The sequence below is a fragment of the Ruegeria sp. CL6 genome (assembly GCF_056536465.1).
In genome coordinates, this window is the sequence record NZ_JBQFPR010000001.1 from 516,709 (window position 1) to 530,513 (window position 13,805).

Below are 13,805 nucleotides of genomic sequence, written 5' to 3' on the forward strand. Positions count from 1 at the left end.
TCCAATGCCCGACGTTACAGACATCGCCCCTGATTTCACGTTGCCCCGCGACGGCGGTGGCGAGGTCACGTTGTCAGACCTGCGCGGCGGTGCCGTCGTTCTTTTCTTCTATCCCCGCGATGATACGCCGGGCTGCACCAAGGAATCCATCGGTTTCTCGGAACAACTTCAAGCCTTTGCCGAGGCGGGCGCTCAGGTTTTCGGCATTTCGCGGGACACCATTGCCAAGCACGACAAGTTTGTGGCCAAGCACAACCTGACCACCCCCCTACTGTCCGACGAGGGATCAACCGTGTGCGAAGACTACGGCGTCTGGGTTGAGAAAAACATGTATGGGCGCAAGTCGATGGGGATCGAACGCTCGACCTTTCTGATCGACGCCGACGGCAAGATCGCTCGCGTCTGGCGCAAGGTCAAAGTCCCCGGCCACGTGGATGAGGTGCTCGAGGCTGCTCGCGCGCTCTGACCCTCTTTCCCACGACCGCCATCCGGTCTAAGACCCGCGCAAACGCAAAAGCGGAGAAACCCGGTGTCGAAAACACTGACCCAGATGGCGACCGAAGTCCTGACCACTGCGGAAGGGCGCGCAAAAACCGCCCTTTCCAAACGTTACGCTGCCGAGTGGTTTGCGTCGCGCACGGGTGATGCACCTGAGATTGAGATCGGGACAGCGACCCCTCCGCTTTATCCGTCGCGGCCGGATAAGCCCGAGTTGCTTTCGCCCCGCGATGTTCCCAAACGCCGACCGGGGACCGAGGCCGGGCGCATTGCCCTGCTGCACGCCGTTGCGCATATCGAACTGAACGCTGTCGACCTGCACTGGGACATCATCGCCCGGTTCGGCCACGTGGCTATGCCAATCGGTTTCTACGACGACTGGGTGAAATGCGCGGAAGAGGAATCGCGCCATTTCGAGATGGTTTGCGATTGCCTTGAGCAGATGGGCAGCCATTACGGTGCCCTGCCCGCCCATGCGGGAATGTGGCGCGCCGCCGAAGACACTGCCGAGGATCTGATGGGGCGGCTGGCTGTGGTTCCGATGGTGCTGGAGGCCCGCGGGCTGGATGTAACCCCCGGAATGATTGACATCTTTCGCAAGGCCAAGGCTGAGAACGCCATCGCCGCACTCGAGGTGATCTACGCCGAGGAGGTCGGGCACGTGGCCTATGGATCAAAGTGGTTCCATTTCCTGTGCGGGCGCGAGAATGCCGACCCAAAAGATGTGTTCCACGACTTGGTCCGGCGGTATTTTCACGGTGTCCTGAAACCGCCATTCAACGAAGAAAAACGTGCCGAAGCGGGGCTGCCACCGGACTTTTACTGGCCTTTGACCGAAGACCTGCCTCAGCCCGGGCATGACCAATAAACGTGCTCAAGTTGACGTTATCGGCAATTTCTCGCCGAGAATTGGCGGGAATAACCTGCTTTGCAGAGTAAACTGGTTAACAAACTTGCCCAAATCAAGCGCGCCCTCTATGCACTTCGGCCAAGGGACGGCTATCACTCACGACCGCTCCCGATCATGGGGATAAAGAGGTGAAGACGCGTGCGAACACGTCTGGCAATAAAACTACACTCACTACTCGAGCGGCACTTTCCAGAACGCAGGGTTTTTCTGAAATCTGACAACGACACCCGGTTCATCCGGCTGAGTTCCGAGACGCAGGTTGCTGCTGTCGCGGGTGTCGCAGTGATCGTGGGCTGGACCGCTGTTGCCACCGCGATCCTGCTGATGGACAGCATTGGGTCCGGGAATTTCCGCGAGCAGGCGAAACGCGATCAGGCTACGTATCAGGAACGCCTGAATGTTCTGTCGGCCGAGCGTGATGTCCGCGCTCAGGAAGCGCTGATGGCGCAGGACCGGTTCAACGCCGCCCTGGAACAGATTTCCGCCATGCAGTCCGAGCTGCTGGCCTCGGAAAACCGCCGCCGCGAGCTTGAGACCGGGATCGAAGTGATCCAGACCACCCTGCGCGCCACGATGAAACAGCGCGAAGACGCCCGCACCGAACTGGCCAAGCTAAACCTAGATGCGGGTTCGGACGAGGTGCAAATGGCAAGCGCCACCAGCCCGGCGCAAATGAATTTTATGACCGAAGCGCTGGTCAGAACCGCAATGGAACGTGATCAGATCGCAGCCGACGCCAAGGACGCGCTGGATCAACGCGACGATCTTGAGCTGGAAATCCAGCTTATGCAGGAACGTAGCGACGAAATATTCCGTCAACTGGAAGAAGCAATGGTCATCTCTGTCGAACCGCTCGACAAGATGTTCCGCAATGCAGGTATGCCTACTGACCGTATCATTGAAGAAGTACGGCGTGGGTACAGCGGCATGGGTGGCCCCCTAACCCCCATATCCTTCAGCACGCGCGGTGAGGAACTGACCCCCGACGAAATCCGCGCGAACACGCTGCTGCAGCAGATGGATCAGCTGAACCTCTATCGCATCGCCGCCGAGAAAGCTCCGTTTGCAAGCCCGGTAAACTCAGTTGTGCGTTTTACCAGCGGCTTTGGAACGCGCCGTGACCCCAAGACCGGCGGTCGCCGCATGCATAACGGTGCCGATTTTGCGGGTGCGCATGGTACGGATATTCTATCGACCGCCGACGGAGTGGTCACCCATGCTGGCTGGCAGTCCGGGTTCGGGCGGCTGGTAAAAATCAAGCACGCCTTCGGAATTGAGACACTTTACGCCCATAATACCAAGATCAGGGTAAAGGTTGGTCAAAGGGTCTCGCGCGGGGATCATATTGCTGATATGGGTAGCACCGGACGGTCGACCGGCACGCACCTGCACTATGAGGTGCGTGTGAACGGAAAACCTGTTAACCCAATGACTTATATCAAGGCTGCGAGAAATGTTTTCTAAGAGCAAAATCAACGAGCCCGGTTCCAATGCACCTGAAGCGGCAAAACCCGCCGCACCAGCAACACCGGCTGCCCCTGCACCGTCGGAAAACAAGGCGAGCACCGCGCCCAAGCCCAAGCCTCCGGCGTCGGTTCTGTCTTCGGATCTGCACATCACCGGCAACCTGAAAACCTCTGGCGATATTCAGGTTGAAGGAACTGTCGAAGGCGACATCCGTGCGCATCTGCTGACGATCGGTGAAACAGCGACCATCAAGGGCGAAGTCACCGCAGATGACGTGGTGATCAACGGCCGCATTGTGGGCCGTGTGCGTGGTCTGAAAGTACGTCTGACCTCGACCGCACGTGTCGAAGGCGACATCATCCACAAGACCATCGCGATCGAAAGCGGCGCGCATTTTGAAGGTTCGGTACAGCGTCAGGACGACCCGCTGAACCCGGGTCGCAGCGCAAAGTCGGGTTCCAACCCGGCCGCCGAGGTCAAGCAGTAAGCACGCCTCGAACGTTATGAAAAAGAAAACGCCGCGGTAAAACCTGCGGCGTTTTTTTGTAAGGGCACGAAAAACAGTTTCCGGTTCCCAGCCAAGTTTGTCGCGTATAGGCTTGTCGGATGTGGGTTTTCTTTTCTGTTCTGCTTTTGGCCGCCGGGTACTTGGCCTATCGCCATTGGTCCAAAGCAAAAACACGCAGCACGCTGTTGTCCACCCCCCTCACCCCCCGTCAAAGCGCCATAGTAGAGGAGCAGGTTCCTATAGTACGCCGCCTACCGCCAGAGCTTCGCGGTGCGCTGGATGGCAAGGTAAACCTGTTTCTGGATCAGGTGAGGTTCTACGGGTGCGATGGCTTGGACGTCACCGACGAAATGCGTTTGGCAATCGCGGCGCAGGCGTGCCTCCTAATCGTCAACAGCCCACTATGGTACGATCATCTGACGACAATCCTGATTTATCCGAACGCTTTCAAATCCCGTCAGCGCAGGCAAGACGGGTACGTTGTCAGCGAAAAGGAAATCGTCCGCACCGGCGAAAGCTGGGACCGGGGGCCGGTCATCCTGTCATGGTCCCACAGCAGGCAAGGCGCGCTGGATGACCATGATGGACACAACGTGGTCCTGCACGAGTTCGCGCATCAGATCGACGACCTGTCAGGCGGAACCAACGGCGTTCCGATCCTCAGCCACGGCCAGACCTTTGCCGAATGGGAACGCGCCTTTCTAGCCGCCTACGACGCCCATGTTCGGTCTGTGGAAAAGGGGCGGCACACAGTCATTGATCCATATGGCGCGGTCGGCCACGAAGAGTTCTTTGCTGTATCGGTCGAGGTCTTTTTCGAGAGACCCCACGCCCTGAAATCCGAAGCGCCCGGTATTTACGAGCAACTGGTAAAACTGTTCCGACTGGATCCCGCCACCTGGGGGAAAACCTCAACCAGCGGGACGTGATCCCACAAGAATTTCACAAAATTGATTTTTTGAATTACACTGAACCCATTGTTTTTGGGAGGGCTTTTCATGTCATCGAAACTCATCGCCGAATTCTTCGGCACGTTCTGGCTGGTCTTGGGCGGCTGCGGCAGCGCTGTCTTGGCCGCAGGCGTGGCGGATGTAGGCATTGGCTGGCTGGGTGTATCCTTTGCCTTTGGCCTCACCGTACTGACGATGGCTTACGCGGTGGGCCACATATCGGGCGGCCATTTCAACCCGGCTGTCAGCCTTGGCCTGATGATTGGCGGACGGTTTCCGGCCAAAGACCTCATACCCTACTGGATCGCGCAAGTGATCGGTGCAATCGCGGCGGCTGCGGTCCTGTACGTGATTGTCAGTGGCGCGCCCGAATTTACGGGGGTCGGCAGCTTTGCCACCAATGGTTACGGCGAAGCGTCGCCCGAAGGGTATTCGATGCTATCTGCGCTTGTCATCGAGATCGTGCTGACGGCCTTCTTTATCGTTATCATTCTGGGCGCCACGTCTGAAGGTGCTCCGGCCGGGTTTGGCCCGATCGCTATCGGTCTGGGGCTGACACTGATCCACCTGATCTCGATCCCGGTAACGAACACTTCGGTGAATCCCGCACGCTCGACCGGCGTTGCGCTGTTTGCGGACGGACCCGCCCTTGCGCAGCTTTGGCTGTTCTGGGTCGCACCTTTGATCGGTGGTGCAATTGGCGCAATAATCTGGAAAACAATGGGCGACGACTAAGCCCTGTTCTTGAAAGACCCCGGAGCAAAGGGCACCGGGGTCTCACCTGTTACTCAGTTACAGTAACCTTTTTCATCACGTCCGGCTGACCGATGACCGCTCCGTTGGGGCCGTCACCGCGCTTGATCGCGTCAACAACGTCCATCCCGCCCGTCACTTGGCCAACAACGGTGTACTGACCGTTCAGGTGCGAGTTGGGCGCGAACATGATGAAGAACTGCGAATTGGCGCTGTTAGGATCCGGTGCACGCGCCATGCCCACGACACCCCGGTCAAAATTGAAGTCCGAGAATTCCGCAGGCAGGTCAGGTCTGTCCGAACCGCCAGTCCCGGCACTGCGCATGTCGCTGCCTAGCCGACCGTGTTCGACATCACCAGTCTGAGCCATAAAGTCTTCGATCACACGGTGAAACACCACGCCATCATACTGACCGGCGGCGGCAATCGCAGTGATCTGCTCGACATGCTTGGGCGCAAGATCTTCAAAAAGGTCAACGGTGACGATGCCGTTCGCACCCTCGCCTTCGATCTCGATCTCAAGGCCCGTGGCCAACGCAGGGCTGGCCAGCAAGGTAAATGCGGCGGCCAGCTTATGCATCGGCAGCCACCTTGACGCTGATCATGCGGTCCGGGGTCGCAGGCGGCTCGCCGCGCACGATCGCGTCCACATGCTCCATCCCGTCGATCACACGACCGTAAACGGTGTACTGACCGTTCAGGAAATGGTTGTCCTTGAAGTTGATGAAGAACTGCGAGTTGGCCGAGTTCGGGTTTTGCGACCGCGCCGCGCCCAAAGTTCCACGGTCATGAGGCAGCTTGGAGAACTCTGCCGGAACGTCAGCCAACGACGACCCGCCGGTGCCCGCCATACGCAGGTTGAACCCGTCCTCCATGTCGCCGTGCTGCACGTCGCCAGTCTGCGCCATGAAGCCGTCGATCACACGGTGGAAGGCCACGTTGTCATACTCGCCACCACGGGCCAGCTCTTTCATGCGCGCACTGTGCAAGGGCGCCACGTCGGGCAGCAGCTCGATGACGACATTACCGCCTTTCAGCTCGATGATGATGGTGTTTTCGGGATCCTTGATCTCGGCCATGTGGCCCTCCTGTCGTTTGTCTTGCGCAAATACCTATGCGCCGGACGCGTGAAAGCCAAGTGACGCATTGACCTGAGGGCAAAATGCAGGAAAAGAACCGCCTAAATCGGTTTTTAGGGCAAGGATAGGACGATGGGCTGGAAAACGCTGGACGATATGGATCTGAACGGCAAGCGCGTACTGGTGCGCGTGGATATCAACGTGCCGGTCGTTGACGGCGTTGTGACCGACGCCACCCGCATTCAGCGCATCGTGCCCACGGTTCGCGACATCCTTGCAGCAAACGGCAAGCCGATCCTGCTGGCGCATTTCGGAAGGCCGGGTGGTGAGCGGCGCGAGAACCTGTCGCTGAAACAACTGGTCTCAACGCTTGAGGCTGCTTTCGGCGCGACCGTCCTGTTCGCCGCCGATTGTGTAGGCACCGAGGCTGAACTTGCCGCCGAGCAGTTGCAGCCCGGTCAGGTGCTGCTGCTTGAAAACACCCGTTTCCATGCCGCCGAGACCAAGAATGACACCGACCTGGCCGCTGGTATGGCCAAGCTGGGAGACGTCTATTGCAACGACGCATTCTCGGCCGCGCACCGCGCCCACAGCTCGACCGAGGCCATCGCCCGCCTGTTGCCTGCCTGTGCGGGCCGCCTGATGCAGGCCGAACTGGAGGCGCTGGAGGGCGCTCTGGGCGCGCCCAAACGCCCAGTGACGGCGGTTGTGGGTGGGGCCAAGGTTTCGACCAAGCTGGAGCTGCTGGGCAATCTGATCGACAAGGTGGACTATCTGGTGATCGGTGGCGGCATGGCGAATACATTTCTTGTCGCCCAAGGTCTCAACGTTGGAAAATCGCTGGCTGAAACCGCGATGAAGGACACTGCGGCCGAGATCATGGCCAAGGCGGAAACCTCGGGCTGCACCATCGTCCTGCCCACTGACATCGTCGTAGCCGAAAAGTTCGAGGCAGGTGCCCCCCATCAGGTCCTGCCCGCCGATCAATGCACCAACGACGGCATGATCCTTGACGCAGGCCCAGACAGCGTGGCCGCGATTTCGCATATCTTCGGCCAAACCCAGACCCTGATCTGGAACGGACCGCTAGGCGCGTTCGAGATCGAGCCGTTTGACACCGCGACCAACGCGGCTGCGCTGAAAGCAGCGGCCCTGACACGGTCCGGTCAATTGGTTTCGGTCGCGGGCGGGGGTGACACGGTCGCCGCGCTAAACGCGTCAGGTGCGGCAAGGGATTTCTCGTATATCTCGACCGCAGGCGGCGCGTTCCTCGAGTGGATGGAAGGCAAGACCCTGCCCGGCGTTGCCGCGCTGGAGCAATAAAACCGCCAGCCAGCGCGTTTTTGTCGAATCAGGGGATTCACAACCCGAATCACCTGTGACATAGTGCGATCAGAGGCCCGAAAAGGGTCCGTTATTGAGGCAGACTTCATACGGCGGTAAACAGAGTGTCCCGTTCCAATCGGCCCGGTTTGGGCTCAGTCGCATTCTTTATGGTGGCATTTGTGCTGGGTGTTTATTTCACCTTCGCCGCCGTGCAGGGCGACTATGGCCTGTTCCGACGGGTCGAGATTGCTGCGGAACGGGACGCTCTGTCGCGCGACCTTGCCAAGCTTGAAGGCGAGATCACAGAAATGGAAAACCTGACCCGCAGGCTCTCGGACACCTATCTGGATCTGGATTTGCTGGATCAACAGGCGCGCTCGGTGCTTGGCATGATCCGGTCGGACGAAATCGTCATTCGCTAATTGCTGTCAAAACGTGCTGGCTTCACGGCGCTAACACGCCGAACTTCGCAGAAGTCGACGCTGCGTCACATTTACCCTCGCCAGATCGCAGCAAATGCTCTATGAAATAGTTTAACGCTAAACTATCTTGCCGAGAGGGGGAGATCGCCGCCATGGCTGCGCGAAAAACCACAAAGAAACCAAATGTTTCTGCGGAAGAGCTTATCACTTACTACCGAGAGATGCTGTTGATCCGCCGATTCGAGGAAAAGGCTGGTCAACTTTATGGCATGGGTCTGATTGGCGGGTTCTGCCACCTCTATATCGGTCAGGAAGCGGTTGTTGTTGGTCTTGAGGCAGCCGCCGAAGACGGCGACAAGCGGATCACCTCCTATCGGGATCACGGTCATATGCTGGCTTGCGGCATGGATCCGGGCGGCGTGATGGCCGAACTGACCGGACGTATCGGCGGCTTGTCCAAGGGCAAGGGCGGCTCGATGCACATGTTCTCGAAAGAGAAGAACTTTTACGGTGGTCACGGCATTGTTGGAGCGCAGGTGCCTTTGGGTGCCGGTTTGGCGTTTGCTGACAAATACAAGGAAAATGGCCGCGTGACCTTCACCTATTTCGGTGACGGCGCTGCCAACCAGGGTCAGGTCTATGAGACGTTCAACATGGCGGCCCTTTGGGATTTGCCTGTCGTGTTCGTGATCGAAAACAATCAGTACGCGATGGGGACTGCTCAGGCGCGCTCGACCTCGACCAAGGACATCTTCCACCGCGGTGAAGCCTTCGGTATCCCCGGTGAAATCGTAAATGGCATGGACGTTCTGGCCGTCAAGGAAGCTGGTGAGAAAGCTGTCGCGCATTGCCGCGCAGGTAAAGGTCCGTACATCCTTGAGATCAAGACATACCGGTACCGTGGCCACTCGATGTCCGACCCGGCCAAGTACCGCACCCGCGAAGAAGTTCAGAAGGTCCGCGAGCAAAGCGACCCGATCGAACATGTGCGGGAACTGTTGCTGACCGGCAAATACGCGGCCGAGGACGACCTGAAGGCGATCGACAAGGAAATCAAAGAGATCGTCAACCAGGCGGCTGAATTCTCGAAAGAAAGCCCCGAGCCTTCGGTTGAAGAGCTCTGGACCGATATCTACGCCGAGGCCTGACAGATGCCGCATTTCGAGATTCACGCCAGCAACGTCGAGCAGGCCAAAGCGTTCTATGCCGGCCTATTCGACTGGGCGTTCACACCAATGCCTGGCGGCGAAGAAGTCGGCTATCATCTGATCAATGGCGACCAGATCGGCGACAGCCTAGGGCTGACCGGCGGCCTGATGCAGCGCCAAGGCGAAGCTCCCGCTGCCGGTAGCCCGGTGCGCGGTGGCACCATGACCTTTGAAGTCAGTGATTGCGACGAACGCTACGCGTGGGCATTGGCAAATGGCGGCGCCGAAGCGCTGCCGCCCGCCGATTATCCCGGCATAGGCCGCTGCGCCTATGTTGAAGACGGACAAGGAAACATCGTCGGGATGATCACCCCGGCCCCGGAAGGAAACTGAGACATGGCAACCGAAATTCTCATGCCCGCCCTTTCGCCCACGATGGAAGAGGGCACACTGGCCAAATGGCTGGTCAAGGAAGGCGACACCGTATCCTCGGGCGATATCATGGCCGAGATCGAAACCGACAAAGCGACGATGGAGTTCGAGGCCGTCGATGAAGGCATTGTCGGCAAGATCCTGATCGCGGAAGGAACCGAAGGGGTCAAGGTGAATACGCCTATTGCGATCCTAGTTGAAGAAGGCGAAGACGCCTCGGCCCTGCCCGCGGCGGCGCCAGCAGCCGCAGCGGTAGCCGAAGCCGCACCTGCGGCGGTTGAGGCTCCCGCTCCTGCCGCAGCACCCGCTGCGCCTGTGGTTGATCTTTCACCGGACTGGCCCGCAGAAGCTGAGATGGCCCAGCAGACGGTCCGTGAGGCCCTGCGCGATGCAATGGCCGAGGAAATGCGCGGTGATGAAGATGTGTATCTGATGGGTGAGGAAGTTGCCGAATACCAAGGGGCCTACAAGGTCTCTCAGGGACTTTTGGACGAGTTCGGCGGCAAGCGCGTGATCGACACCCCGATCACCGAGCACGGTTTTGCCGGTATCGCGGTCGGTTCTGCCTTTGGTGGTTTGAAACCGATTGTCGAGTTCATGACTTTCAATTTCGCGATGCAGGCGATTGACCAGATCATCAACTCCGCCGCCAAGACGCTCTATATGTCCGGTGGTCAGATGGGTTGTCCGATCGTGTTCCGGGGGCCGAATGGTGCCGCCGCACGCGTGGCCGCTCAGCACTCGCAGGACTACGCTGCATGGTATATGCAGATTCCCGGCTTGAAAGTTGTGATGCCCTACTCGGCCGCTGACGCTAAAGGTCTGCTGAAATCAGCGATCCGCGATCCCAACCCAGTGGTATTTCTGGAAAACGAAATCCTCTACGGCCGCTCCTCCGACGTGCCTCAGGTGGATGACCTGACCATACCGTTGGGCAAGGCACGCATCTGGCGCGAAGGCACAGACGTGACCATCGTCAGTTTTGGCATCGGGATGCAGTACGCGCTGGAAGCCGCTGACAAACTGGCCGAAGACGGCATCAGCGCCGAGGTCATTGACCTGCGCACCATCCGCCCGATGGACACGGGCGCGATCATCAATTCGGTGATGAAAACCAACCGTCTGGTGACCGTCGAGGAAGGCTGGCCGCAAGGCTCGGTCGGCAGCTATATCAGCTCGGTCGTGATGCAGGAAGCGTTCGACTATCTCGACGCGCCAGTCATCAACTGCACCGGCAAGGACGTACCGATGCCCTACGCCGCGAACCTCGAAAAGTTGGCCCTGATCACCACCGATGAAGTGATCGCCGCCGTCAAACAAGTGACCTACCGGTAAGGAGCGACACAGATGCCCACAGAAATTCTGATGCCCGCCCTTTCGCCGACCATGGAGGAAGGCACTCTTGCCAAATGGCTGGTCAAAGAGGGTGACACCGTATCGTCCGGCGACCTGCTGGCCGAGATCGAAACCGACAAGGCCACGATGGAGTTCGAGGCCGTTGACGAAGGCACCATCGGCAAAATCCTGATCCCAGAAGGCACAGAAGGGGTTAAGGTCAACACCGCCATTGCGGTTCTGCTGGAAGATGGCGAAAGCGCGGATGATATCGCGGCCACGCCTGCCAAAGCGCCCGAGGCGGCCCCGGCCGCCGCAGGTAACGAGGCTGCCGCGCCAGCGGTATCCGAGGCGCCTGCCCCTGCTCCGGCTGCTCCGGTTAAATCCGATGGTGGACGTATCTTTGCCTCACCTCTCGCCCGGCGCATCGCAGCGCAAAAAGGTCTCGATCTGGCGCAGATCACCGGTTCCGGCCCGCATGGACGCATCGTCAAGGCGGATGTCGAGGGTGCTACCGCTACTGCACCAGCTCCGACACCTGCAGCGGCGGCTCCCGCAGCGGCGGCGGCTGCACCGGCTGGACCTTCAGCAGACGCCGTAGCCAAAATGTACGAGGGCCGCGCGTATGAGGAAATCAAGCTGGACGGGATGCGCAAGACCATTGCCTCGCGCCTGTCCGAGGCCAAGCAGACGATCCCGCATTTCTACCTGCGCCGCGATATCAAGCTGGACGCGCTGCTCAAGTTCCGCAGCCAGTTGAACAAGCAGTTGGAAGGCCGGGGCGTAAAGCTCAGCGTCAACGACTTCATTATCAAGGCCGTTGCCAACGCGCTGCAACAGGTTCCGGCCTGTAACGCGGTCTGGGCCGGTGACCGGGTGCTGCAACTGAAACCTTCGGACGTGGCCGTGGCCGTCGCTATCGAGGGCGGTCTGTTCACCCCGGTTCTACAGGATGCCGACACCAAGTCGCTATCCGCGCTGTCGACCGAGATGAAAGACCTTGCCGGCCGCGCCCGCGAACGCAAACTGGCCCCGCATGAATACCAGGGCGGCACGTTTGCGATCTCGAATCTGGGCATGTTCGGCATCGACAATTTCGACGCCATCGTGAACCCGCCGCACGCCGGTATTCTGGCTGTAGGTACAGGGGTCAAAAAACCAGTTGTCGGCGATGACGGAGAACTGACAGTTGCGACTGTGATGTCCGTAACGATGTCCGTGGATCACCGTGTGATTGACGGCGCACTAGGCGCGGAACTGCTGCAAGCCATTGTCGAGAACCTCGAGAATCCAATGGTCATGCTGGCCTGACAAACAATAAGACGCCCGGTTTTCTAACCGGGCGTCCGCAACCTGACGCGATGATCGCGTGTGGCGCAGGCAGGTATAGTTTTCTCAAATCGGGAAATGCCTGCGTCCATATTGATCCAAAGTCTTCCGCAGGCTCGCCGCGCGAAGCAATGACTACTGATCCTTACCCAGCATATGATCCATCGAGATCGCAGGTTGATCACAACCCGCCTCTCCGACGATCTTAGCAGGAATACCCGCAACCGTTTTACATGAGGGAACGGCCTGCAACACAACCGAACCGGCTGCAATGCGGCTGCAATGACCGACCTCGATGTTGCCCAGAACCTTGGCCCCTGCACCGATCAGAACACCGTCACCAATCTTGGGGTGCCGTTGTTCTTCTTCTTTACCGGTCCCACCAAGTGTCACGGAATGAAGCATCGAGACATTGTCCCCGACGACGGCAGTTTCACCGATGACGATCGAGTGCGCGTGGTCGATCATGATACCCTTGCCAATCTTTGCGGCCGGATGAATGTCGATCCCGAATATCTCGGACGAGCGCATCTGAAAGAAATAAGCCAGATCGTGACGACCCTTCTGCCAAAGCCAATGGGCAACACGATAGGCTTGCATCGCCTGATAGCCCTTAAAGTAAAGGATCGGCTGTAACAGGCGGTGACAGGCAGGGTCGCGTTCGTAAACGGCCATCAAGTCGGCGCGCGCCGCCTCAATCAGAGAAGGATCGTCGGCATAGGCTTCGTCCACGATCTCGCGCAGAACCATCATGGACATTTCATTCGAGCACAGCTTGGCCGAAACTCTGTATGACAAAGCTTTTTCAAGGCTGCGGTGGTGCAGGATACATGCGTGCACCAGCCCACCCATCAGCGGCTCGTCTTCGACGGCCGACTGCGCTTCGGTCGTGATGCGATCCCAAACGGGATCGACAGGTGTTACATAACTGCGCGTTTCCAACATGGCTTTTGATCCTTTGCTGCGCCTAGAATGCCATTTAGTCGTAAAAACGCAAAGCGCAAACCCGTGATCAACAGGATAACGAAAATGAATAGATCCATGTTGGCCGATTTCGACACTCGGATTCGCAGCCGATTGGCGGAGCTAGAGCAAAGCTCGGAGGCAGGAAAAAAGGCGCAGGAAGTCGTCCATCTGGATCAGCAAGCAGTTGGTCGCCTCAGCAGAATGGACGCGCTGCAAAACCAAGCAATGGCCAAGGCGCAACAAGCCAACAGAAACCGCGAAATGAGCCGGCTCAAGGCCGCGTTAATCAGAATAGAAGATGGCGAATTCGGTTTCTGCGAAGATTGTGGCGACGAAATTCCGATTGGGCGGCTGAACCTGGACTATGCCGCCAGCAAATGCGTTAGCTGTGCTTCTGGTTAAGGCGAAACTTAACAAGGCAACGGATAACCAACTCGAAACACAGACAATATTGCAAGTCGTCAAAGCTTGGTTCGTCCGCCAAAGGCCGTGTGCGAGCCGCGTACATCAATGATCCGTTGCCGTATAATGGGTGTGTCCGCCCCGTCTGAATGACGTATCTATCGGCTATTTCTGCCTCCTCCATCATTCTGGCACATAGCTGATTTCGATCAGCCAACGGCGCACGCAACAAGGCGCGCGCCGCAGCACTGACATCTCCGTGGAGAACTGGCCGCATCCC

General features: G+C 58.6%; 17 protein-coding genes. 13 read left to right on the forward strand and 4 right to left on the reverse strand.

The window, feature by feature from the left end:
- Positions 1-4 precede the first annotated feature (4 nt).
- The 6 genes from ACR0LH_RS02535 to aqpZ all read left to right on the forward strand — a co-directional run bounded on the left by ACR0LH_RS02535 (position 5) and on the right by aqpZ (position 5,068).
- The gene (locus ACR0LH_RS02535; RefSeq protein WP_170413802.1) at positions 5-466 is read left to right on the forward strand and encodes a peroxiredoxin; all 462 of its coding nucleotides are present in this window, start codon (positions 5-7) and stop codon (positions 464-466) included.
- A 63-nt stretch (positions 467-529) separates the two neighbouring features.
- Complete coding sequence (locus tag ACR0LH_RS02540) at positions 530-1,366, forward strand: ferritin-like domain-containing protein (protein WP_480719549.1); 837 nt, start codon at positions 530-532, stop codon at positions 1,364-1,366.
- Between the two features lie 180 nt (positions 1,367-1,546).
- The gene (locus tag ACR0LH_RS02545; protein ID WP_170382733.1) at positions 1,547-2,872 is read left to right on the forward strand and encodes a DUF5930 domain-containing protein; all 1,326 of its coding nucleotides are present in this window, start codon (positions 1,547-1,549) and stop codon (positions 2,870-2,872) included.
- The gene (locus ACR0LH_RS02550) at positions 2,862-3,362 is read left to right on the forward strand and encodes a polymer-forming cytoskeletal protein (RefSeq protein WP_170382731.1); all 501 of its coding nucleotides are present in this window, start codon (positions 2,862-2,864) and stop codon (positions 3,360-3,362) included. Before ACR0LH_RS02545 ends, ACR0LH_RS02550 begins: the two co-directional genes overlap by 11 nt.
- A 119-nt stretch (positions 3,363-3,481) precedes the next feature.
- Positions 3,482-4,312 (forward strand): M90 family metallopeptidase, encoded by an 831-nt coding sequence (locus tag ACR0LH_RS02555; RefSeq protein WP_480719550.1) that lies wholly within the window; start codon positions 3,482-3,484, stop codon positions 4,310-4,312.
- A gap of 69 nt (positions 4,313-4,381) precedes the next feature.
- A complete protein-coding gene (gene aqpZ, locus ACR0LH_RS02560; protein ID WP_170382727.1) occupies positions 4,382-5,068 on the forward strand; it encodes an aquaporin Z in 687 nt (228 codons plus the stop codon).
- Between the two features lie 49 nt (positions 5,069-5,117).
- Here aqpZ and ACR0LH_RS02565 read toward each other — a convergent pair whose 3' ends face one another.
- Together ACR0LH_RS02565 and ACR0LH_RS02570 are read right to left on the reverse strand one after the other, a co-directional pair.
- Entirely contained in the window at positions 5,118-5,666 is a 549-nt protein-coding gene (locus ACR0LH_RS02565; RefSeq protein ID WP_170697984.1) for a peptidylprolyl isomerase, read from the reverse strand.
- Complete coding sequence (locus ACR0LH_RS02570; protein ID WP_480719553.1) at positions 5,659-6,165, reverse strand: peptidylprolyl isomerase; 507 nt, start codon at positions 6,163-6,165, stop codon at positions 5,659-5,661. The genes ACR0LH_RS02565 and ACR0LH_RS02570 overlap by 8 nt, the downstream gene beginning before the upstream one ends.
- A gap of 132 nt (positions 6,166-6,297) precedes the next feature.
- On the opposite strand from ACR0LH_RS02570, the gene ACR0LH_RS02575 reads away from it, so the two are divergent.
- The 6 genes from ACR0LH_RS02575 (at position 6,298) to ACR0LH_RS02600 (ending at position 12,139) form a co-directional block, all read left to right on the forward strand.
- On the forward strand, positions 6,298-7,488 hold the full coding sequence (locus ACR0LH_RS02575; RefSeq protein ID WP_480719555.1) for a phosphoglycerate kinase: 1,191 nt from the start codon (positions 6,298-6,300) through the stop codon (positions 7,486-7,488).
- 125 nt (positions 7,489-7,613) lie between these two features.
- Positions 7,614-7,913 (forward strand): septum formation initiator family protein, encoded by a 300-nt coding sequence (locus tag ACR0LH_RS02580; RefSeq protein ID WP_170382720.1) that lies wholly within the window; start codon positions 7,614-7,616, stop codon positions 7,911-7,913.
- A 152-nt stretch (positions 7,914-8,065) separates the two neighbouring features.
- Positions 8,066-9,061 carry a pyruvate dehydrogenase (acetyl-transferring) E1 component subunit alpha gene (pdhA, locus tag ACR0LH_RS02585; protein WP_480719557.1) on the forward strand — a complete coding sequence of 332 codons (996 nt, stop codon included), beginning with the start codon at positions 8,066-8,068 and terminating at the stop codon, positions 9,059-9,061.
- Between the two features lie 3 nt (positions 9,062-9,064).
- Positions 9,065-9,454 carry a VOC family protein gene (locus ACR0LH_RS02590; protein ID WP_480719558.1) on the forward strand — a complete coding sequence of 130 codons (390 nt, stop codon included), beginning with the start codon at positions 9,065-9,067 and terminating at the stop codon, positions 9,452-9,454.
- Positions 9,455-9,457: 3 nt separating this feature from the next.
- A complete protein-coding gene (locus ACR0LH_RS02595; RefSeq protein ID WP_480719560.1) occupies positions 9,458-10,828 on the forward strand; it encodes a pyruvate dehydrogenase complex E1 component subunit beta in 1,371 nt (456 codons plus the stop codon).
- A gap of 12 nt (positions 10,829-10,840) precedes the next feature.
- Complete coding sequence (locus ACR0LH_RS02600; RefSeq protein WP_480719562.1) at positions 10,841-12,139, forward strand: pyruvate dehydrogenase complex dihydrolipoamide acetyltransferase; 1,299 nt, start codon at positions 10,841-10,843, stop codon at positions 12,137-12,139.
- 153 nt (positions 12,140-12,292) lie between these two features.
- On the opposite strand, the gene cysE is transcribed toward ACR0LH_RS02600, so the two are convergent.
- A complete protein-coding gene (gene cysE, locus ACR0LH_RS02605) occupies positions 12,293-13,102 on the reverse strand; it encodes a serine O-acetyltransferase (protein WP_170382710.1) in 810 nt (269 codons plus the stop codon).
- A gap of 84 nt (positions 13,103-13,186) precedes the next feature.
- Between cysE and ACR0LH_RS02610 the strand changes: the two genes are divergently transcribed.
- Complete coding sequence (locus tag ACR0LH_RS02610; RefSeq protein WP_480719564.1) at positions 13,187-13,525, forward strand: TraR/DksA family transcriptional regulator; 339 nt, start codon at positions 13,187-13,189, stop codon at positions 13,523-13,525.
- Here the strand turns inward: ACR0LH_RS02610 and ACR0LH_RS02615 are convergent.
- Positions 13,506-13,802: a DUF7742 family protein gene (locus ACR0LH_RS02615; RefSeq protein WP_480719565.1), complete on the reverse strand. Its 297-nt coding sequence runs from the start codon at positions 13,800-13,802 to the stop codon at positions 13,506-13,508. The two genes, ACR0LH_RS02610 and ACR0LH_RS02615, sit on opposite strands and share 20 nt — an antisense overlap.
- Positions 13,803-13,805: the final 3 nt, after the last annotated feature.

What these genes read in the sequence shown, in the direction of transcription:
- cysE (WP_170382710.1), bottom strand. Translation starts at nt 13,102, where the DNA reads ATGTTGGAAACGCGCAGTTATGTAACACCTGTCGATCCCGTTTGGGAT.
- pdhA (WP_480719557.1), top strand. Translation starts at nt 8,066, where the DNA reads ATGGCTGCGCGAAAAACCACAAAGAAACCAAATGTTTCTGCGGAAGAG.
- ACR0LH_RS02575 (WP_480719555.1), top strand. Translation starts at nt 6,298, where the DNA reads ATGGGCTGGAAAACGCTGGACGATATGGATCTGAACGGCAAGCGCGTA.
- ACR0LH_RS02615 (WP_480719565.1), bottom strand. Translation starts at nt 13,802, where the DNA reads ATGCGGCCAGTTCTCCACGGAGATGTCAGTGCTGCGGCGCGCGCCTTG.
- ACR0LH_RS02570 (WP_480719553.1), bottom strand. Translation starts at nt 6,165, where the DNA reads ATGGCCGAGATCAAGGATCCCGAAAACACCATCATCATCGAGCTGAAA.
- ACR0LH_RS02590 (WP_480719558.1), top strand. Translation starts at nt 9,065, where the DNA reads ATGCCGCATTTCGAGATTCACGCCAGCAACGTCGAGCAGGCCAAAGCG.
- ACR0LH_RS02595 (WP_480719560.1), top strand. Translation starts at nt 9,458, where the DNA reads ATGGCAACCGAAATTCTCATGCCCGCCCTTTCGCCCACGATGGAAGAG.
- ACR0LH_RS02550 (WP_170382731.1), top strand. Translation starts at nt 2,862, where the DNA reads ATGTTTTCTAAGAGCAAAATCAACGAGCCCGGTTCCAATGCACCTGAA.
- ACR0LH_RS02535 (WP_170413802.1), top strand. Translation starts at nt 5, where the DNA reads ATGCCCGACGTTACAGACATCGCCCCTGATTTCACGTTGCCCCGCGAC.
- ACR0LH_RS02565 (WP_170697984.1), bottom strand. Translation starts at nt 5,666, where the DNA reads ATGCATAAGCTGGCCGCCGCATTTACCTTGCTGGCCAGCCCTGCGTTG.
- ACR0LH_RS02610 (WP_480719564.1), top strand. Translation starts at nt 13,187, where the DNA reads ATGAATAGATCCATGTTGGCCGATTTCGACACTCGGATTCGCAGCCGA.
- ACR0LH_RS02600 (WP_480719562.1), top strand. Translation starts at nt 10,841, where the DNA reads ATGCCCACAGAAATTCTGATGCCCGCCCTTTCGCCGACCATGGAGGAA.
- aqpZ (WP_170382727.1), top strand. Translation starts at nt 4,382, where the DNA reads ATGTCATCGAAACTCATCGCCGAATTCTTCGGCACGTTCTGGCTGGTC.
- ACR0LH_RS02555 (WP_480719550.1), top strand. Translation starts at nt 3,482, where the DNA reads ATGTGGGTTTTCTTTTCTGTTCTGCTTTTGGCCGCCGGGTACTTGGCC.